This is a genomic window from Pantoea sp. 18059 (assembly GCF_902706165.1).
Taxonomy (GTDB): domain Bacteria; phylum Pseudomonadota; class Gammaproteobacteria; order Enterobacterales; family Enterobacteriaceae; genus Pantoea; species Pantoea agglomerans.
In genome coordinates this window covers 247149-266908 of record NZ_CACSJS010000001.1, presented here as the reverse complement: position 1 = coordinate 266908, position 19760 = coordinate 247149, and the positions used below count along the sequence as shown (strand labels likewise).

Sequence of the window (19760 nt, the reverse complement as noted above, 5' to 3'; positions counted from 1 at the left end):
ATTAACGTAAGTTAACCAGCGTGTTGAGAATCTGGTCCTGAGTTTTAATGGTCTGCGCATTCGCCTGATAGTTACGCTGCGCGACGATCATGTTCACCAGCTCTTTGCTCATGTCGACGTTGGAAGATTCCAGTGCGCCAGCCGTCAGTGAACCAAAGGTGCCGGTATTCGCCAGACCGATTGCTGCCTGACCGGATGCACTTGACGCAGACCAGACGTTGTCACCCTGTGACTGCAGACCTTCCGGGTTAGAGAAGCTCGCCAGAACAATCTGACCCAGCAGCTGGGTTTTCTTGTTGGAGTAGCTGCCGGTGATGGTGCCGTCATCATTGATCGCGTAGCTGGTCAGATCGCCAGGTGCATAACCATCCTGGGTCGGGCTGCCAAAGGTGGTGGCGCCGGTGTTCTGCTGCAGGCTGCCCAGCATGCTCAGGTTGATCGGCTGATTGGCGACTGCGCCATTGGCTCCGCCCACGTTCAGTGTCAGGCCGACGGTGCCATCGGTAGTCGTGCTGACGACAGCGCCGGTGGCATCCAGCTTAGAGACGCTGGTCAGCTTACCGCTGGTGTCAAACGCCATTCTGAAGTCACCCGCTGAACTGCCGGTGTTGCCATCAATGGTGCGCACGGTCCAGCTGTTGCTGGTGGTGTCTTTCACGAAATACATGTCGAGCGCGTGGTCATTACCCTGCGAGTCGAACACGGTTGCCGTGGTTTTCTTGTTGTAGCTGTCTGCGTTCGCCGTCGAGAAGGTGGCCACAGATGGCGTTTTGTCCGTTGAGTTCAGGTTGGCAACCAGACCGGCGGTAGTGGTCGCGCGGGCTGACATCTGCTCGGTAGGAATACGCAGCGCCACCGGGTTAGCACCTGACTGGATTGTGGCCGGTGAACCGCTGGCCGGATAGCCGGTCACGTTCAGACCCTGGGTGTTGACCAGGTTACGGTTGGCATCCAGCGTTAACTGACCATTACGTGAATAGAAGACGCCGCCGCTGCTGTCGGTCATACGGAAGAAGCCGTTACCGCTCAGCGCAACGTCCAGGCCACGGCTGGTCGTGGTGGTAGCGCCGTCGTTAAAGTTCTGGATTACCGCAGCAACTTTGGTGCCGAGGCCGACGTTAGAACCGGCAAACATATCGGCAAACGCGATGGTGCTCGATTTAAAGCCCGCAGTGGCGGAGTTGGCAATGTTGTTACCGATGACATCAAGGTTACTTGAAGCAGCACCAAGGCCGCTGACCGCTTGGGAAAATGACATGTGTTTGTTTCCTGTCTACAGGTTAATCAGAGAATCTGACGTACGTCGTCAAGGGTGGCGGAGCCCATGGTGCCGAGATCCAGTTTTGTGGTGTTGTTCGCAGTACTCACCCCATTGACGTAGGCGTAGTTAAGCGGTTGTGCCACCAGTTGTGCGTTGCCATTGCTTGCGGCAATCGCAACGCTGTATTTACCATCCGGGGCGACAGAGCCATCTGTCAGCTTGCCGTCCCACGAGAAGGTGTGCACGCCAGCGCTCAGCGCGCCCAGATCGACGGTGTCGATCACCGTGCCACTGGCATCTTTAATGGTGGCCGATGTGCCGGTTGAGGCGGAGGCCAGCTCAACGCCAAATGGCGTTGTGGTGCCGTTGCCTACCAGAACCTGTCCGCCATTGACCATTACGCCATGCCCAATCAGCGTGGAGCTCTGCAGCGACTGGCTGGTGCTGATCTGGCCGGAGATCGATCCCAGCGTGGTATTCAGTTTTTCAATGCCGCTCAGGGTATTGATCTGTGCCAGCTGCGTGGTGAGCTGGCTGTTATCCATTGGATTGGTGGGATCCTGGTTCTTTAACTGCGTCACCAGCATGGTCAGGAACTGATTCTGCAGATCCTGCGCATTGTTGCCGGTGCCACTGGTGTTAGAGGAGCTAAGGACCGTGGGGTCCAGTCTTTCGTTAACGCCTACCGCGATAGCCATAATTTTTCTCCGTTATTGCCCGATCGTCAGGGTTTTCATCATCATCGACTTCACGGTGTTGAGCACTTCGACGTTGGCCTGGTAGCTGCGTGACGCCGACATGGTGTTGACGCTTTCAGAGACCACATCTACGTTTGGCATCTTCACGTAGCCTTTGGCATCTGCCATCGGATTGCCCGGGTCATAGACCAGCTTGGCAGGTGTAGGGTCATCCACGACTCTTGCCACTTTCACGCCGCCGGTGGCTGAGCCTGGTGCTGCATCGGTCTGGAAAACCACCTGCTTTGCCACGTAAGGCTTGCCATCGGGGCCGGTGACGCTGTCGGCGTTCGCCAGGTTACTGGCACTGACGTTTAATCGCTGTGATTGCGCGGTCATCGCTGAACCGGCAATGTCAAAAATATTCAGCAAGGCCATAATTATTGTCCTTGTAACACGCTCATCATGCCTTTGATCTGGCTACTGATGAGGGTGAGGTCGGTTTGATATTTCAGGCTGTTATCCGCGAACTGCGTACGCTCACGGTCCATATCTACGGTGTTGCCGTCGGCAGAAGGCTGGTCAGGAATGCGATAAAGCATATCCATTGATGGCACGCCGTTTGTCTGTGCTTCAATATGGCGAGCTGACGTGACTTTTAACGCCATGCTGCTGCCTTCCGCACGACCATTGGACATCACCCGACTCAGCTCGCTGGCAAAGTCGATATCCCGGGCCTGATAACCAGGGGTATCGGCGTTGGCAATATTTGACGCCAGGATCTCCTGACGTTGAGCACGCAGGTTGAGGGCCTCCGTACCAAATTTCAGCGCCGCATCCAGTTTGTCGAGCATGTTTCCTCCGCGTATGAGAATTTCGAGCTCGCAGCTTAATTTGAAAATGCAAGGGTTCATCGTCTGAATAAGGCCTCAAATGACCGCTATTTTGACAATTAAGGATTTTTCTTAAGGGGTACACTCGTCGCCATCATCAGTGAGGAAATGCACAATGCGTCGATATCTGACCCTGCTGACCAGCCTGCTGGTCGCGATCGCCCTGCCGGTTTCCGCCGGGGATCTCAATGCACAACTGAATCAATTTTTTAAAGCGCGTGACGCCCAGCATGCTGATGGCATGGTCGTGGTGGTACGCACGCCGCAGGAACAGTGGCCAGCCTGTGAGGCGCCACAGTTCACCCTGCCAGGCAACAGCCGGTTGTGGGGCAATATGAGCGTGGCGGCAAACTGTGGTGAGAACCGCCGTTATATTCAGGTACAGGTGCAGGTCACCGGTTCCTATCTGGTGGCGAACCGGCTGCTGAGCCAGGGCAGTAGCGTGAGCGAGAGTGATTTCACTCTGCAGACCGGCCGCCTTGATACTCTGCCTGCCCGCGCCCTGCTGAATGCGGACTCGGTCGCAGACGCCGTGGTGCTGCGCGATATCCAGCCAGGACAGCCGATTAATCCCTCCACGCTGCGTCAGCCGTGGCGTGTCAAGGCGGGTCAGAATGTGATGGTGATTGCCAGCGGTGACGGCTTTGACGCCAGCGGTGAGGGCAAGGCGCTGAATAACGCCGCCCGATCGCAGTCGGTCCGGGTCAGGATGGGAAATGGCCAGATTGTCAGCGGTAAGGTACGCGAGGATGGGAATATTCTTATAACGCTGTAAAGTGTTAAAGAAGCCAGTAGTGCTGCCGATAGAAGAATCAACGAAGCGATAACGCTATTCTGATTCAGGTGGCAGACTTCCCCTGACCGTACAGGAGCCCGAACATGAGCATTGACAGAACGCAACCTCTGAAACCCGCCAGCACCGTACAGAGCCGCGATAGCAGTGAGTCCGGCAGCAGCAAAGTGCGCCAGAGCGCCAGCCCGGTGGCAGCAGCCACGACCCCTGCAGCAGCCCAGGTCAGCCTGAGCAGCGCGCAGTCGCAGCTGATGCAGCCGAGCAGCAAAGATATTAACGTCGAGCGCGTTGAACAACTGAAAACCGCCATTCGTAATGGCGAACTGAAGATGGATACCGGCAAAATCGCCGATGCGCTGATTGCCGACACCAAGGCGTATTTAGAGGGTAATTAGTTCCCATGAGTAATTTGCAGACCACCTTAGATAAGATGCAGGACGTGCTGGCGTCGCTCTCAGCCGTGCTGGAAGAAGAGCAGCAGCAACTGGCAGCCGGAAACATTAACAGTAATCTGTTGCAGCGTATTACCGAAGATAAAAGCGCGCTGCTCAGTACGCTGAACTATCTGGATGAGATGCGCCGCACCGCTGAACAGAGTCAGGCGACATCGGCACCTTATCGTGGTCAGAACGACATGGCGCGCCGCTGGGACACTATCCAGCAGCATAGCCGTCGTCTGCAGGATGCCAATGTTCATAACGGCCTGCTGCTGCAACACCAGATCCGCTACACCCAGGATGCGCTTGACGTGCTGAAGCCGCATCAGACCCAGGCCTTTTACGGCCCGGATGGGATGGGTAAAGGCCAGGCGACGTTAAGTCGCAAAGCCTGAACCGGAAAGTAGCGAAAAAAAATCCCGCCTGGTGCGGGATTTTTTATTGGTGCGTTTTTTCCTTCACCATGATGAGCTTTAAAATTGAGCCTGCACAGGGAACAGGGGCAGATCGGAAAGACGCTAAAGCCAATCCCTGGCCGCTCGGCCCGCGCGATTACGCACCTCATCCCTGAGGTGCGCCCGTTGCCGGGCCAACGCGTTGCGTTGTTCAAAAACGCTCCCGGCGTTTTTGTCCATGGCGCGGGACGCTTTCCTCCTCTGCCCCTGTTCCCTGCGCGTTGAATTTATTTATTGCGGCAAGCTTTACACAGCGGTGCGACGCGCATAGTCGCGCAGCCGGAAGCCCAGCAGCCCCAGCGCCAGGAAGTAGGCTCCGCCGCCCACACCACAGACCGCGGCCAGGCGCAGCAGCCGCCACAGCATCGATCCCTGCTCCCAGGCTGGCATCCACTGCAGCATGGCAAACAGCGCGCCTGCCATCACCACTACAGCTATCAGCAGGCGGATCAGGAAGCTGCTCCAGCCCGGCTGCGGCATAAAGATATTCTTCTTACGCAGCTGCCAGTAGAGCAGCGACGCATTCAGACAGGCTGCCAGCCCAATAGACAGTGACAGACCGGCGTGTTTCAGCGGACCAATAAACGCCAGGTTCATTACCTGCGTCATGATCAGCGTGATAATCGCGATTTTAACCGGCGTTTTGATGTCCTGACGGGAATAGAAGCCCGGAGCCAGCACCTTGACCACGATCAGCCCCATCAGTCCGACGGAGTAGGCGATCAGGGCGCGCTGCGTCATCAGAGCATCAAAGGCAGTGAATTTGCCGTACTGGAACAGCGCCACGGTCAGCGGGCCGGAGAGCATGCCCAGCGCCACCGCGCTGGGAAGCGCCAGCAGGAAACAGAGGCGCAGACCCCAGTCCATCAGCCGGGAATATTCATCATGGTTGCCGCTGGCAAAACTTTTGGCCAGCGACGGCAGCAGAATGGTGCCCAGCGCCACGCCCAGCACACCCGAGGGGAACTCCATCAGGCGGTCCGCGTAGTACATCCAGGAGACCGAACCTGAGACCAGAAACGAGGCGAAGATGGTGTTGATGATCAGCGAGATCTGACTGACAGAAACGCCCAGAATGGCAGGTCCCATCTGACGCATGACCCGCCAGACGCCCGCATCACGCAGATTCAGGCGTGGCAGCACCAGCATCCCGAGTTTCTTCAGGTGTGGCAGCTGATAGCCGAGTTGCAGCACGCCGCCAGCCACGACGGCCCAGGCCAGCGCCATTACCGGTGGGTGGAAGTGCGGCGCGGCAAACAGCGCAAAGCCAATCATGCTGACGTTCAGCAGGGTCGGTGCAAAGGCCGGTACCGAGAAGCGGTTCCAGGTGTTCAGCACCGCACCCGCCAGTGACGCCAGCGAAATCAGCATAATGTAGGGAAAGGTCACCCGCAGCAGCGAGCTGGTGAGCGCAAACTTATCGGGACTGTCGGCAAAGCCGGGTGCCGTCACCATGATGACCCAGGGCGCAGCAATCATGCCCGCCACCGTGACCAGCGCCAGCGCCAGCGTCAGCAGGCCCGAGACGTAGGCCAGGAACAGTTTCGTTGCCTCTTCGCCCTGCTTGCTTTTATATTCAGCCAGAATGGGCACGAAGGCCTGAGAAAAGGCGCCTTCAGCAAAAATACGCCGCAGCAGATTGGGAAGTTTAAACGCAACAAAGAACGCATCGGTCGCCATTCCGGCGCCAAACACCCGCGCCACGATGGCATCACGGGCAAAGCCCAGTACGCGGGAAAACAGGGTCATAGAACTGACCGCTGCCAGCGATTTCAACAAATTCATAATTGACGGCGCATCCTGAAAAGAATCGGCAAAAAAGGAGAATTAGCGCGGGCACCCAGAAGATGCCCGGCGACAGTCTACTGCCACGGAGGGAAATGACCAGCATGGAGTGTTACAAGGCGTTATTCCTGCGTCGCCTCACGCCACAATTTTTCCACCACACGCTGCGCCATCAGCGCCTGCTCACCGCTGGTTTCAGGCTTCGTCTGATTTTGTACGCAGTCGATGAAATGGCGAGCCGCACCGCTGAAACCGCGCTGGGTCAGATGACTCTGCCAGGCGGGCGGTGGCGTAATCAGCATCCCGTCACGCCGTTCTTCCTGCCAGTCGCGCATTTCACTGATGTCGATGCACTTACCGTCACATACTGCGCTGACCCGCTCGCGCTGACTGCCTGCGCGCCGGTGCATACTGGTGGTAATCGACAAGCCCTCAACAGCGAAATGGTGCTCGGCATAGAGCATCTGCCCCTGTTCGTTGGTGTCGATGCGTCCCTGAACCTGGCGAAAAGGTTTCCCACCCAGCCAGAGGGCGGTATCCACCACATGCAGATAGTCATCGAGCAGGGTAAAGCGGAGATCCTGTGGCCCGACGCTGTCGCTACGGTGCTTTTCAATCCGCAGAGAAGTCGCGCTAGCCATCTCCGCCCGCAACTGCTGATAGCGCGGGGCAAACCGCCGGTTAAACGCCACCATCAGTTTACGCTGCCGTTTTTCCGCCAGCGCCACCAGCGCCTCAGCCTGTTCCAGGGTTTCAGCCAGCGGCTTATCGACGCAGACATCCTTTCCTGCCAGCAGCAGCGCCCTGACCACTTCATAGTGCGTGGCGGTGCTGCTATGGACAAAGACCGCGTCGCAGGCAGCGGCTAATTCATTCAGCGAACCAAAACATGGCATGCGATAGCTGTCACAGACCGGCCGGGCTTTGGCCTGGTTCGGGGAAAACGCCCCTGCCAGGGTCCAGTCCGTCGCTGCCGACAGCACCGGCAGCCAGGCTTTCTGCGCGATACCGCCTAATCCCACCATGCCAATACGTAAGGTCATCTCAGCTCTCCGGTTGCAGCAGTTGGGTGAGTTGTGCCTGAAGCGCTGCAACCTGCTGTTCCAGCGTTGCGACGCGCGCCGCCAGATCGCCCTGCTCTTCTGACGCGTCTGCGGCCTGCGGCTGGTCAGGCTCATCGCCCAGCAGATGCATAAAGCGACTTTCGCGCTTGCCAGGTTCACGCGGCAGACGGATCACCTGAGCACTGTCGTCGCGCTGCATCAATCCTTCCAGCGTTTGCTCAACTTCGCTGACATCACTGAACTCGTGCAGACGGCCGCTGCGGGTACGCAGTTCGCCTGGCGTCTGGGGCCCGCGCAGTAACAGCAGCGTCAGCAGAGCGACTTCTGCGCTGTTAAGCTTTAGCGTGCCAAACGCGGAGTTGCAGAAACGCTGCTCATATTTCAGGACCCGCTGCCCGGCGGCGCTGCTGGCGGTGATCAGATGCCGTTTTTCCAGCTGATCGAGCTGATCCTGTACCTCACTTTCGCTCAGCTCCATCACCGGCTCGCGGTTCGATTTCTGGTTACAGGCCACCACCACGCCATTCAGCGACAGCGGATACTGTTCCGGCGTGGTGACCTGCTTCTCCAGCAGGCAGCCCAGCACGCGCATCGCCTGCGCCGATAAAGTCATCTTCATGCTCGCATCCTCATTATTGTCCACGCCGGTCAGGCGTCCATTCCCGCAGGGTTAAGGCTGTCAGCACGTGATCCTGCCAGCGTCCGTCGATCAGCAGATAATCTTTCGCGTAACCCTCTTTCTCAAAACCGAGTCGCGCCAGCAGATCGCCGCTGCGCTGGTTGTGCGGCATGTAGTTAGCCATGATGCGGTGAATATGCTGCTGGCGCTGCATATAGCGGATTGCCACCTGCAACGCTTCAAACATGAACCCCTGCCCCTGCCACTTTTCACCCAGTGAATAGCCGAGGTAACAGGCATGAAAGGATCCGCGCAACACATTGCTGAAGTTCGCCACTCCCCTCACTTCGGTTTCATCGCTGTCCATTAAAATGAAATAGAAGGCCGAACCCTGCTTATGCATGTCGGAAATCAGCCCAAGCCGCGCCTGCCAGCCCGAGGGGTAGCAGTGGCTGTCATCACGCACCGGCTCCCACGGTTTTAAAAACAGGCGGTTTTCCGCGTAGTAATCTGCCATTCGCCAGGCATCACGCTCGTGAACCAGACGGACCACCAGCCGATCGGTGGTTAATCGCACCCTGGGCGCGGCAGAACGATAGCCAAACATCCTGACTCCTGAAATCAATGGCTGATAGAGATGAGCCGTCATTACCCGGCTTTCACTATAACCGCCGCCTGGGCTGCGGTAAAACGTTACAGCGGTTTAGCGATAAAGAGGCTGATTTTGCTCGGGTCGCACCGCGGATAACCCCTGCTGCAGGCGGCATCACCAGCGGATCCTGCAGCGCGCCTGACAGGCAGGTTTGCCCTGTGGGGTAATCTCTTCCATACTTTTTACGAGCCCGAAAGCAGGATGAATTGATTCACTCTGTTAAACACTAAACCTGTAAAATCCGGGAGATCAGGATGAAGCTCTATATCTACGACCACTGCCCTTTCTGCGTTAAAGCGCGAATGATTTTTGGCCTGAAAAACAAACCGGTTGAGCTGGTGGTAATGCTCAACGACGATGAAGAGACGCCGAAACGACTGATCGGACAGAAAATGGCGCCCATTCTGCAGAAGCAGGATGGCAGCGCGATGCCTGAAAGTATGGAGATCGTACACTATGTCGATCAGCAGGATGGCGAGCCGCTGATCATCGGCGCGCTGAATCCGGCGATCGGCGACTGGCTGCGTCACATGAACAGCTATGTCAATAAACTGCTGCTGCCGCGCATTGCAGAGGCGGCGTTTGCCGAATTCGCGACGCCGGAGGCGCGTGACTATTTCCGCAACAAAAAGCAGGCGAGCATCGGTGATTTCGACACGCTGAAAAGTCATTCTGCCGGCCTGATCAAAAACGTCAGCGACGATCTGCGCAAGCTGGACAAATTAATCGCCCAGCCCAATGCGGTGAATGGCGAGCTGTCGGAAGATGATTTTAATCTCTTCCCGCTGCTGCGCTCTCTGACGCTGGTGGCCGGTATCGACTGGCCGAGCCGGGTCGCTGACTACCGCGATAACATGGCTAAACAGACCCAGGTGAATCTGCTCTCCTCGATAGCTCACTAACCCCTCCCGATGAGAGACGCTGCGGCGTTTCTCATCTCTTTCCTGATGACACCCGCTACGCATTCAGGCAGGCTATGGCCTGTTTATTGGCTCTGATATTCAGGATAAAGATCGATGAAAAAGGCTTTTTTCGGGCTGACTGCCCTGTTGATCGCGCTGCTGGTGAGCGGCTGTAATCAACTGACGCAATACACCATCAGCGAACAGGAAGTAAACCAGGCGCTGCAGAAGCACAACAACTATGAGAAAGATATTGGCGTTTCCGGGCTGGTTAATGCGCACATCGTCCTGAACAATCTGACCAGTCAGATTGGCCGTGAAGAGCCAGGTAAAGTGACGCTCTCTGGCAATGCTAAAATCAATGTGACGTCACTGTTTGGTCCGCAGCAGGCCGATATGCAACTGAAGATGCGTGCTCAGCCGGTCTATGACCAGCAGCAGGGTGCAATCTATCTGCGCGATCTGGAAATTGTTGATGCGCAGGTTGCTCCGGAAAAAATGGCCTCCATTATGAAAACGCTGACGCCTTATCTGAATCAGTCGCTGAAAAACTACTTTGATCAAAAGCCGGCTTACGTGCTCAGCGCCGACCGCAGCAAAGGCGAGTCGCTGGCGAAGAAATTTGCCAAAGGACTGGAAGTGAAACCTGGCGAACTGGTTATTCCCTTTACGCAGTAACGCCAGTCAGTTAAGCGACAGGTGACAACGCAGTCTGGTGCCGGGCAGGGGCTGGCGGTCCTCGCGCCGCTAGGCGGTTCCTTCACGTCATTCCTCTGCCTGACGGACCGCCGGGGATGGCACATCCTGTGCCGCCCCGCCTTTCGCCCGCGTCCTGCGGGCTCTCCTGGCAGACTCATTCTGTTCAGCGCTGCGGATTGCCTGCCCCTGATCGCCACCGGCCTGCTCTGAAACTTCAGTGAATGTTGTCAGAAAGGGCACGAAAGTGGAGGCCTGAGCGCCTCTGCTGCTGAAAGGGCTATCCGCAGCGCTGAGGCGTGACGGTGGGCCAGAAGTCCACGCCGGGAAGCGTGGACAGTTCGGGGCCGGCCAGGGAGGGCCGATCCCCGAACGGTTCGTCGGCACGACGTCAAAGCCGAAGGTACCGCGTGAGCGGCGCGAGGACGGCCCGGCAGCAGCAGAGGTGCTCTGGCCCGCACTGCGGCTCGCTCGCCCGGAAAAAAAGGCTGCCACGTCTGACCGTGACAGCCTTTACAAATCTAATCTTAACTGACCAGCATTACCCTGTTGGGCAGCGGATTTTCTTTGACAGCATAAAAAGCAGGTGCAAACGGTTGCCTGAATCCTTATGCTTAGACCCCGGCCAAAACACGCCTTTTGTTTCCCTTCTGCCGGAGCTTCACTGATGACAGCACAACCTCAGCAACTTACCCTGCGTCGCCCTGACGACTGGCATATTCATCTGCGCGACGATGAGATGCTCAACACGGTCCTGCCCTATACCAGCGCGGTGAATGGTCGTGCCATTGTGATGCCTAACCTGGTGCCACCGGTGACCAGCGTGGCAGCAGGTGAAGCGTACCGCGATCGCATTCTGGCGGCGCTGCCCGCCGAACACGCCTTTACGCCGCTGATGACCTGCTATCTGACCGACTCGATTGATCCTGATGAGCTTGAGCGCGGTTTCACCTCCGGTCTGTTTACCGCGGCTAAGCTCTATCCGGCGCACGCCACGACGAACTCCAGCCATGGCGTTACCGATATCGCCTCCATTGCCCGCGTGCTGGAGCGGATGCAGAAGCTCGGTATGCCACTGCTGATCCACGGCGAAGTCACCGATGCGCATGTCGACATTTTTGACCGCGAAGCCCGGTTTATCGAAACGGTTATGGTGCCGCTGCGCAGCCAGTTTCCGGCACTGAAAGTGGTGATGGAGCACATTACCACTCAGGACGCCGCAGAATATGTTGCCGCCGCCGATGAGACGCTGGGCGCGACCATTACCCCGCAGCATTTGATGTTTAACCGCAATCACATGCTGGTGGGCGGTATTCGTCCGCACCTCTATTGCCTGCCGATTCTTAAACGCAACGTGCATCAGGAAGCATTGCGCAAATTAGTGGCGAGTGGTCATCCGCGCGTCTTCCTCGGCACCGACACAGCACCGCATCTGCGTCATCTCAAAGAGGCCAGTTGCGGCTGCGCGGGGGTATTTAATGCGCCAGTGTCGTTACCCACTTACGCCACCGTTTTTGAAGAGCTGAACGCGCTGGAACATTTTGAAGCGTTCTGTTCGGAGAATGGCCCGCGTTTTTACGGCCTGCCGCTGAATGAAGGGACGATTACCCTGGTGCGTGAGTCCTGGCAGGTGCCAGAGTCCATCGCGCTCGGCAGCCATTCACTGGTGCCGTTCCTGGCGGGTGAAACACTAAACTGGCGCATCGCATAATTTTACTTGCCTCCGGCCTGTCGATACTGTAAATATATACAGTATCTTAAACGGAGGCTGTTATGCGTGTTGAAATTACCGTATCAAATACCCGACCTCTTCCTGCTGGTGCGATAGAAGCGTTGAGCGATGAATTATCGCGCCGCATTGATGAACAGTTCCCTGACTCGACCAATCACGTCAAGGTACGTTATGCCAGTGCCAATAATCTCAGCGTGCTGGGCGGTGGAAAAGAGACGCGCGACCAGATCAGCGAGATCCTGCAGCAGACGTGGGAAAGCGCTGACGACTGGTTCAATACTGATTAACCGCCACTGTGCTTTTTTTCCGGGTGTCGCCACCCGGTTTTTTTATCTTTTCTCCCCTCTCGCACTTACCCCGTCCTGCATCTAGACTCTTAATGATCAATGCCCTATCCTTGCGCTCGTCACGCATAACAGGAGGTGCGACACCATGACTACTGATAAACCGGAAGAGGCGATGACCTTTGGTGAGTTGTTAGCACTGATTGGTGATCAGAAGCGTCGTTTAACGGTGCTGGAAAATGCCTTTTCCAGTCTGATTTTCTGTCTTGACGATCGTGCCAGTCAGCTACTGGTACACAATCTGTCGCTGGAAGCCCAAAATCAAAACCATGATGAGCAGCTTCAGCAGCACTTTGCCCGTCTGGCAGAAACACTGCAAAAACGCGGCGGCGGCGTAGTGCCAGAAACGCCGGCTCTCTGAGTCCGCTCACGCGGCTAAGCCCGCTTTTTGCCTGTCTTTTGACTGCTGATAAAAATGCCTGCCCGTCAGGCATTTTATTTTTTTACGCCCGCCTTTCAAACGCAAATATTCTGTGAGAAGCTGACTCACGGCATTTTTTAAACAGTGATACCCTCGTTTACTGTTATAATTGTTTCGCTATTGGAATAAAAAAGCCGCATTGAACCTCATCATGCACTTCGTTTAACGAGTAATAAGGAGGTTATAATGGACAGAAGAAAAGATGTTATACAGACTCACCCACTGGTGGGCTGGGATATCAGTACCGTTGACAGCTATGACGCCATGATGATCCGCCTGCACTCGTTGTCGTCGCAGGATCAAAAAGAAGAAGAAGCGGATGTTGGCCCGACATACTGGCTGACAACGGATGTGGCAAGGCAATTTATCTCGATCCTCGAAGCAGGCATCGCCAAGATAGAATCAGCCGAGCAGATAGAACGACTCCTCAAAAAGCATTAATTTCTGCCGCATCAAAGAGGCGCCCTCAGGGGTGCCTTTTTCGTTTCTGTTTCTGGTATGCTTTTGATTATCTGTCTCTTAGAGCGTAGTTACCATGATTTATGATCTTATCGTCGTTGGCAGCGGTTCCGTGGGCGCGGCGGCAGGCTACTATGCCACCCAGGCGGGTTTATCGGTGTTAATGATCGACAGCGCCCATCCTCCCCATAATCAGGGCACACATCATGGCGAGAGCCGGCTGATTCGTCACGCCTATGGTGAAGGTGAACGCTATGTTCCCCTGGTCCTGCGGGCGCAAACGCTGTGGGATGAGCTGGAACAGCGTGCCGGTGAGCGCATCATGCATCGCAGTGGCGTACTTAACCTCGCCCCGAATCAGTCGCCGTTTATTCAGAACGTCATCGACAGCGCGACCCGCTGGCAGCTCAATATTGAGGTGATGCAGCCAGATGACGTGCGCAAGCGCTGGCCACAAATCAATGTGCCTGAGGGCTATCTGGGCGTATTTGAGCCGCAGTCCGGCTATCTGAAATGTGAACAGGCGGTACGCAGCTGGATCCAGCTGGCGGAGCAGGCGGGCTGCGCGCAGCTGTTTAACTGCCCGGTTTCAGAGCTGGGTCGCGATGGCGATCTGCAGCAGGTCACTACCCTGGATGGCGTCTATCGGGGCCGCAAAATGTTGATCAGTGCGGGCACATGGGTTGGCAAATTAGTTCCTGACCTGCCGGTCGCGCCCACCCGTAAGGTGTTCGCCTGGTATCAGGCAGATGGCCGCTACAGTGAGAACAATAAGTTTCCCGGTTTTACGGTGGAAATGGGCGATGGCAGCCAGTTTTATGGCTTCCCGGCGGATAACAACGCCCTGAAAGTGGGTCGTCATGATGGCGGTCAGCTGATGCAGCAGCCTGAGGATCGTAAGCCTTTTGGCGCGGTGGCGGCCGATGGCAGCGAAGCTTTTGGATTCCTCCGTCAGTTTTTACCTGGCGTCGGTGTCTGTCTGCATGGCGAAGCCTGCAGCTACGATTTTAGCCCGGATGAAGACTTTATAATTGATACCCTGCCGGGTGAACCAGACCGCTTGTTAATCACCGGGCTCAGTGGACACGGGTTTAAATTCGCCAGCGTATTGGGCGAACTGGCTGCAGAATTTGCCCAGCAAAAACCGTTCTCTTTTGATCTGACACCCTTCCGCCTCTCACGTTTCTGACTCTGATAAAGGGTGGTATCAGCCTGATGCCGCCCGATTGACAGACTTTGACGAAAATTGACTATTACTGACATAAAGTCAGAATATATTTCGCCCTTTGGGTTAATTCCGGCTCTTTTTAGTTGACGACCAGCGCCTCAGAAATAACTCATTCAGTAATATTGCGCATTTCACACCTGATTTATTCAACCTTTTCACAATATAAAATTAAAGTTATAGAAGCGTAAGGATGATTGCTTTTATATTTCATAATGTGGATGCTTATTTCAGATTATTACTTCATGAAAACCTCATTATGTTATTACGTAATTCATCTCATCAGTTTGGCCTGGTTGCCGTGCTGCTGCACTGGTCGATGGCGCTGGCAATTTACGCCATGTTTGCGCTGGGATTATGGATGGTCGGCCTCGGCTATTACGACAGCTGGTATCACGACGCGCCTGAGATCCATAAAAGCATCGGCGTGATCCTGTTGCTGACGCTGATCGTTCGCCTGCTGTGGCGCGTTATTTCACCGCCGCCAAAACCGCTTAGCAGTTATTCCCCGCTGGTACGCATCAGTTCGGTGGTGGCCCACCTGTTACTGTATACCCTGCTGCTGGCGATTCTGATCAGCGGCTATCTGATCTCCACCGCCGATGGCAAACCCATCTCAGTATTCAGCTGGTTTACCCTGCCCGCGCTGTTCAGCGGTGCTGGCGAACAGGCTGATCTTGCAGGCGACATTCACCTCTGGCTGGCCTGGACGGTTGTGGTCCTGTCACTGCTGCATGGGCTGGCTGCGGTAAAACATCACTTTATCGATCGCGATATCACTTTAAAACGGATGTCGTGTTTGCGTTTCACCTCTCCCTCTGAAAAGGATAAATAATATGTTTAAAAAGACCCTGCTGGCGCTGACCGGTGCCAGTCTGCTGCTCGGCTCACTCACCGCCTCTGCCGCTGACTACAAAATCGATAAAGAGGGCCAGCACGCCTTTATTCAGTTCCGTATCCAGCATCTGGGTTACAGCTGGCTCTACGGCACCTTTAAGGATTTTGATGGCCGCTTCACCTTTGATGAGAAGAATCCTGCCGCAGATAAAGTCGACGTCACCATTAACACCAGCAGCATCGATACTAACCATGCTGAACGTGACAAGCACCTGCGCAGTGCGGACTTCCTGAACACCAGCAAAAACCCGCAGGCCACGTTCAAATCCACAGCGGTGGAAAAAGAGGGTGATGAGCTGAAGATTACTGGCGATCTTACGCTGAATGGCGTGACCAAACCGGTAACGCTCGAGGCGAAAATGCTGGGTGAAGGTAAAGATCCGTGGGGCGGCTACCGCGCTGGCTTTGAGGCTGAAGGGGAAATTGCACTGAAAGATTTCAACATCACCAAAGATCTGGGGCCAGCTTCGCAGAAGGTTCAGCTGATGATTTCGGTTGAGGGTGTACGCCAGTAAAACAGCAAGCCGCCTGAAGCTGACTTCAGGCGGCCACGCTTATTTCTTCAGCGGCGAGGGAATGGTCATGTTTAACAGGCCACGCGACTTGTTAAAGATTTTGTTGCCATTTTCACGTCCTGCCCGACGCGCGCGCTGCTCTTCCGGTGAGAGCTTCGCCTCTTCCTGGCAGATCGGGCTACAGCAGTTCTCAAACTTCTCCGCGCAGCTTTTGCACTGAATAAACAGCAGATGACAACCGTCATTGACGCAATTAACGTGGGTATCACAGGGTTCGCCGCACTGATGACAGTTCGACAACACATCGTCAGAGATCCGCTCACCCATCCGCTCATCAAAAACAAAGTTTTTGCCTTTGAAGCGTACCGGTAATCCCTGCTCACGGGCGCGTCGGGCATACTCGATGATACCGCCCTCAATGTGATAGACATCCTCAAAGCCGTTGTGGCGCATCCAGGCGCTGGCCTTTTCACAGCGGATCCCGCCGGTGCAGTACATCACGATCTTTTTGTCTTTCTGATCCTGCAGCATCTCAACCGCCATCGGCAGCTGATCGCGGAAGGTGTCAGCAGGCACTTCCAGCGCATTATCAAAGCGACCCACCTCATATTCGTAGTGGTTACGCATATCCACGAACAGGGCGTCAGGATCGTCCAGCATGGCGTTAACGTCCGCCGCTTTAAGATACTGACCCACATCGCTGGCATCAAAACTGTCGTCTTCGATACCGTCCGCGACAATGCGGTCGCGTACTTTCAGACGCAGCACCCAGAACGATTTACCATCATCATCCAGCGCAATATTCATCCGCAGGTTGTTCAGCGCCGGATCAAAGCCATATAGCCATTCTTTCATCTTTTCATACTGGCTGGCTGGCACGCTGATCTGCGCATTGATGCCTTCGTGGGCCACGTAGACGCGACCAAAGACCTTAAGAGCTGTCAGGCCAAGATAGAGCGCGTCACGGAATGCTTTGGGATCGGCAATCTGGAAATATTTATAAAAAGAGACAGTGGTGCGCGGCTCGGTTTCAGCCAGCATGCGCGCCTTCAGCTCTTTATTGGAAACGAGGTTATGTAACACTGGCATGGTGTTCGTCCTGTTATCAATAGAAGAAATTTAGCGCGCACATGATACCTGATTTCACCGGGATGCAAAGGCCAGTGACCAGATTGATCGCCTGTTGCCGTTTTTTGCAGCAACATTGGACTATTAACCTTTGTTCATTGATGGCACGTTCCGATAGTGATATTTAAGCGCACGTCAAAAACTGGCACAATGGTGTAAATCAACGAGATATCAGCACCGCACGGTGCGCGACGCAGGAAAATTAACCTTCACATGACTCAGTTGCCTCAGTTTTCACGAGAACTGCTTCACCCGCGCTATTGGCTGACCTGGCTGGGTGTCGCTTCTCTTTATCTTTTGGTGCTACTTCCTTATCCCCTGCTTTATGTTCTCGGCTGTAATATTGGCCGCATTGGGATGCGTTTTATGAAACACCGCGTCAGTATTTCCCGGCGTAATCTGGAATTAAGTTTTCCGGATATGCCGGTAAATGAACGCGAAGCGATGGTTAAACACAATTTCGAATCGGTCGGCATGGGATTAATTGAGACCGGTATGGCGTGGTTCTGGCCTGACTGGCGCATCAATAAATGGCATACGCCGTCGGGGCTGGAGCATATTCAGCAGGCGCGCGATAGCCAGCGCGGCGTGCTGCTTATCGGCATGCATTTTCTGACGCTGGAGATTGGTGCACGCATGTTTGGTATCCATAACCCTGGCATTGGCGTCTATCGCCCGAATGACAACAAACTGATCGACTGGCTTCAGGTCAAAGGTCGGATGCGGTCAAATAAAAGCATGCTCGATCGTAAAGATCTCAAAGGAATGATCCGCGCCCTGAAACAGGGTGACATTATCTGGTATGCGCCCGACCACGATTATGGCCCGCGCAGCAGCGTCTTTGTCCCCTTCTTTGGCGTGGAAAAAGCGGCCACAACGGTGGGCACCCATCTGCTGATCCGCACCGGTAAACCGGCTGTCATCCCTTTTGTGCCGCGTCGTCTGCCTGGGGGTCGCGGCTATGAACTGATGATACTGCCTGACATCAGCGGCGAATTTACGCTGGAAAGTGATGTCGCAACCGCAACCAGAATGAATCAGGTTGTTGAAGAGGGTGTGCTGCTGGCACCTGAACAGTATATGTGGCTCCACCGCCGCTTTAAAACGCGCCCCGAGGGCGAACCCTCCCGTTATTAATCTGTTCGCGCTAAATGTCTGTCAGGCATTTAGCGCGTTTTACTCCCCTCTTAAATAAATCACTCATGGCTGACTCAGCCTGTAAGCGAAACCGCAGGTCCAGTAATTAATAAACACCTATATTCATAATATAATTTCTCTCTGTTTAAAGTTAAAAAAGCTAATCAATTAACAGGACGGCAGGCGGCATTCAGCCTGTTTCGCTATTTATTAATTAATATTGCAGCGAGTGCTATTAAATCTGTTATGGCGCTGATTATTCTGCACGCCAGGCCTAATCCTATTTAGCCGGTCTTAACGGTGTCTCACCGCTTATGAATCGATAAAAATTAACTTATTTTACAAGCGATTGCCTTGCTGATTTAGCTTATATTCCATTTTACATTTTTTTAACACACCGATAGACCATTATGGAATTTGAACTCATTAATGCTTATCGGTAGTTTCGTTTGTGACAGTCAGGCTTTTAACGGCTCTGGCCAGAATTATAAAAAAGACAACACAGCAAACCTCTAATGGGACAGTTAATATGAACAAAGGTCTCTACTATTACGTTACAATCGGTACCGATCAGGAAAATTATCACTTTCTTCATCGTAAAGGGTGCAAGCGTATGCCTGATAAAGAAGAGGTCATATTTATCGGCACGTTATATAATTTGAGTCAGGCCCTCTCCATCGCCAGAATTAATTTTAAGAAAGTTAAGCCATGTATAAAATGTTGTATCCGCTACTCAGCCCCCGTGATTCATGAGTCCGTTCAACCGGTTTTGCATTTCCCGCAAAAGATGATCTGACCCTGACTGGCGGGAAATGGCTTATTTCCCGCCAGTTGCACCGGCCTGACCTTTCCCTCCTTCAGATTTCGTCTATCCTTCACTGAAATCAAATAAATCCATAGTCAAAGACCCGTGAAGGAGAAGAGCGATGAGCATGTACAGTACCTTAGAGGAAGCCATCGATGCTGCACGTGAAGAGTTCCTCGCTAACCACCCGGAGCTTGAGGAAGGGGATGCATCAATCAGCCAGTTTGGTCTGCAAAAGTATGTGATGCAGGATGGCGATATCATGTGGCAGGCTGAATTCATGGCAGAAGAAGGTGAAGCAGGCGAATGTCTGCCTTATCGTAGCGGTGAAGCGGCACAGGCCATTTTTGATGCAGATTTTGACGAAGTTGAACTACGTCAGGAGTGGTTAGCAGAAAATACCCTGCACGAGTGGGATGACGGCGAGTTCCAGCTGGAGCCGCCGCTGGACACCGAAGAGGGTGAAGCCGCCGCGCAAGAGTGGGAAGATGATAACAGCGATTCCGATCGCAGTTACTCGTAAGGACCGTGGCTGGCATCCACCGGTAACAACAGGGTATCAACCACCAGCGACAGCGGCAGGTCGAGGATCGTCAGGACCCGCCATCCGCTGTCGCGAACATCCCACTGTACGCCGGGATAGTACTGATTACCGTGCCCCTGCCCGGGAATGGTACGACTGATAATACTGCCGCATCCGCTTAAGCAGAGCACAGCCGCGACGATAACAGCCGCCTTTAAGCACCCTTTCACCACTCATATCCGCCATGAAGAAACAGCCATTGAGATCGTCACGCGCTGCTCGCGGTGACTGCCAGCAATAAATTTATCAGCCAATCGCTGTTTTAATCCGATAAAAAAAG

General features: G+C 54.6%; 25 protein-coding genes. 15 read left to right on the top strand and 10 right to left on the bottom strand.

Annotated features, from left to right (window positions below):
• Position 1 precedes the first annotated feature (1 nt).
• Genes flgE through flgB form a run of 4 tightly spaced genes read right to left on the bottom strand, consistent with a single transcriptional unit; the run spans position 2 to position 2792 of the window.
• On the bottom strand, positions 2–1258 hold the full coding sequence (gene flgE / locus GVJ63_RS01275) for a flagellar hook protein FlgE (RefSeq protein ID WP_033766926.1): 1257 nt from the start codon (positions 1256–1258) through the stop codon (positions 2–4).
• Between the two features lie 26 nt (positions 1259–1284).
• Complete coding sequence (flgD, locus tag GVJ63_RS01270) at positions 1285–1959, bottom strand: flagellar hook assembly protein FlgD (protein WP_061901582.1); 675 nt, start codon at positions 1957–1959, stop codon at positions 1285–1287.
• 12 nt (positions 1960–1971) lie between these two features.
• Complete coding sequence (gene flgC, locus GVJ63_RS01265) at positions 1972–2376, bottom strand: flagellar basal body rod protein FlgC (protein WP_013357440.1); 405 nt, start codon at positions 2374–2376, stop codon at positions 1972–1974.
• A 2-nt stretch (positions 2377–2378) separates the two neighbouring features.
• The gene (flgB, locus tag GVJ63_RS01260) at positions 2379–2792 is read right to left on the bottom strand and encodes a flagellar basal body rod protein FlgB (protein ID WP_009090882.1); all 414 of its coding nucleotides are present in this window, start codon (positions 2790–2792) and stop codon (positions 2379–2381) included.
• Between the two features lie 154 nt (positions 2793–2946).
• Between flgB and flgA the strand changes: the two genes are divergently transcribed.
• From flgA to flgN, 3 genes are all read left to right on the top strand, one after another.
• Positions 2947–3606, top strand: a complete 660-nt coding sequence (flgA, locus tag GVJ63_RS01255; RefSeq protein ID WP_010246373.1) for a flagellar basal body P-ring formation chaperone FlgA — start codon at positions 2947–2949, stop codon at positions 3604–3606.
• A 104-nt stretch (positions 3607–3710) separates the two neighbouring features.
• Positions 3711–4019 carry a flagellar biosynthesis anti-sigma factor FlgM gene (flgM, locus tag GVJ63_RS01250; RefSeq protein ID WP_010246375.1) on the top strand — a complete coding sequence of 103 codons (309 nt, stop codon included), beginning with the start codon at positions 3711–3713 and terminating at the stop codon, positions 4017–4019.
• A gap of 5 nt (positions 4020–4024) precedes the next feature.
• Positions 4025–4456: a flagellar export chaperone FlgN gene (flgN, locus tag GVJ63_RS01245; protein WP_010246377.1), complete on the top strand. Its 432-nt coding sequence runs from the start codon at positions 4025–4027 to the stop codon at positions 4454–4456.
• 306 nt (positions 4457–4762) lie between these two features.
• On the opposite strand, the gene murJ is transcribed toward flgN, so the two are convergent.
• The 4 genes from murJ to rimJ all read right to left on the bottom strand — a co-directional run bounded on the left by murJ (position 4763) and on the right by rimJ (position 8591).
• Positions 4763–6301 (bottom strand): murein biosynthesis integral membrane protein MurJ, encoded by a 1539-nt coding sequence (murJ, locus tag GVJ63_RS01240; protein WP_010246379.1) that lies wholly within the window; start codon positions 6299–6301, stop codon positions 4763–4765.
• A 122-nt stretch (positions 6302–6423) separates the two neighbouring features.
• Entirely contained in the window at positions 6424–7344 is a 921-nt protein-coding gene (locus GVJ63_RS01235; RefSeq protein WP_158131840.1) for a Gfo/Idh/MocA family protein, read from the bottom strand.
• Between the two features lies 1 nt (position 7345).
• The gene (locus GVJ63_RS01230; RefSeq protein ID WP_158131841.1) at positions 7346–7984 is read right to left on the bottom strand and encodes a YceH family protein; all 639 of its coding nucleotides are present in this window, start codon (positions 7982–7984) and stop codon (positions 7346–7348) included.
• A gap of 13 nt (positions 7985–7997) precedes the next feature.
• A complete protein-coding gene (gene rimJ, locus GVJ63_RS01225) occupies positions 7998–8591 on the bottom strand; it encodes a ribosomal protein S5-alanine N-acetyltransferase (protein ID WP_158131842.1) in 594 nt (197 codons plus the stop codon).
• A 299-nt stretch (positions 8592–8890) separates the two neighbouring features.
• Here rimJ and grxB point away from each other — a divergent pair, with 299 nt between their 5' ends.
• The 9 genes from grxB (at position 8891) to GVJ63_RS01180 (ending at position 15827) form a co-directional block, all read left to right on the top strand.
• Positions 8891–9538, top strand: a complete 648-nt coding sequence (gene grxB, locus GVJ63_RS01220) for a glutaredoxin 2 (protein WP_033757257.1) — start codon at positions 8891–8893, stop codon at positions 9536–9538.
• A 114-nt stretch (positions 9539–9652) separates the two neighbouring features.
• On the top strand, positions 9653–10216 hold the full coding sequence (locus tag GVJ63_RS01215) for a lipoprotein (protein WP_010246390.1): 564 nt from the start codon (positions 9653–9655) through the stop codon (positions 10214–10216).
• 685 nt (positions 10217–10901) lie between these two features.
• Positions 10902–11945, top strand: coding sequence for a dihydroorotase (gene pyrC / locus GVJ63_RS01210; RefSeq protein ID WP_159226303.1), 1044 nt, complete (start codon positions 10902–10904; stop codon positions 11943–11945).
• A gap of 62 nt (positions 11946–12007) precedes the next feature.
• The gene (gene dinI / locus GVJ63_RS01205; protein WP_010246395.1) at positions 12008–12253 is read left to right on the top strand and encodes a DNA damage-inducible protein I; all 246 of its coding nucleotides are present in this window, start codon (positions 12008–12010) and stop codon (positions 12251–12253) included.
• Between the two features lie 145 nt (positions 12254–12398).
• Complete coding sequence (locus tag GVJ63_RS01200; RefSeq protein ID WP_010246397.1) at positions 12399–12671, top strand: hypothetical protein; 273 nt, start codon at positions 12399–12401, stop codon at positions 12669–12671.
• A gap of 246 nt (positions 12672–12917) precedes the next feature.
• Positions 12918–13172, top strand: coding sequence for a biofilm formation regulator BssS (gene bssS, locus GVJ63_RS01195; protein WP_010246399.1), 255 nt, complete (start codon positions 12918–12920; stop codon positions 13170–13172).
• A 94-nt stretch (positions 13173–13266) separates the two neighbouring features.
• Positions 13267–14379, top strand: a complete 1113-nt coding sequence (gene solA, locus GVJ63_RS01190) for an N-methyl-L-tryptophan oxidase (RefSeq protein WP_022625882.1) — start codon at positions 13267–13269, stop codon at positions 14377–14379.
• 295 nt (positions 14380–14674) lie between these two features.
• Entirely contained in the window at positions 14675–15250 is a 576-nt protein-coding gene (locus GVJ63_RS01185; protein WP_159226302.1) for a cytochrome b, read from the top strand.
• Position 15251: 1 nt separating this feature from the next.
• A complete protein-coding gene (locus tag GVJ63_RS01180) occupies positions 15252–15827 on the top strand; it encodes a YceI family protein (protein WP_159226301.1) in 576 nt (191 codons plus the stop codon).
• Positions 15828–15866: 39 nt separating this feature from the next.
• On the opposite strand, the gene GVJ63_RS01175 is transcribed toward GVJ63_RS01180, so the two are convergent.
• Entirely contained in the window at positions 15867–16916 is a 1050-nt protein-coding gene (locus tag GVJ63_RS01175; protein WP_010246407.1) for a rhodanese-related sulfurtransferase, read from the bottom strand.
• 252 nt (positions 16917–17168) lie between these two features.
• Between GVJ63_RS01175 and GVJ63_RS01170 the strand changes: the two genes are divergently transcribed.
• The 3 genes from GVJ63_RS01170 to GVJ63_RS01165 all read left to right on the top strand — a co-directional run bounded on the left by GVJ63_RS01170 (position 17169) and on the right by GVJ63_RS01165 (position 19420).
• Complete coding sequence (locus tag GVJ63_RS01170) at positions 17169–18092, top strand: Kdo(2)-lipid IV(A) acyltransferase (RefSeq protein ID WP_010246409.1); 924 nt, start codon at positions 17169–17171, stop codon at positions 18090–18092.
• 529 nt (positions 18093–18621) lie between these two features.
• A complete protein-coding gene (locus tag GVJ63_RS22295; RefSeq protein ID WP_010669830.1) occupies positions 18622–18888 on the top strand; it encodes a hypothetical protein in 267 nt (88 codons plus the stop codon).
• Positions 18889–19018: 130 nt separating this feature from the next.
• On the top strand, positions 19019–19420 hold the full coding sequence (locus GVJ63_RS01165; protein ID WP_010246413.1) for a MysB family protein: 402 nt from the start codon (positions 19019–19021) through the stop codon (positions 19418–19420).
• On the opposite strand, the gene GVJ63_RS01160 is transcribed toward GVJ63_RS01165, so the two are convergent.
• A complete protein-coding gene (locus tag GVJ63_RS01160) occupies positions 19411–19650 on the bottom strand; it encodes a YceK/YidQ family lipoprotein (protein ID WP_033767370.1) in 240 nt (79 codons plus the stop codon). The two genes, GVJ63_RS01165 and GVJ63_RS01160, sit on opposite strands and share 10 nt — an antisense overlap.
• Positions 19651–19760 lie beyond the last annotated feature (110 nt).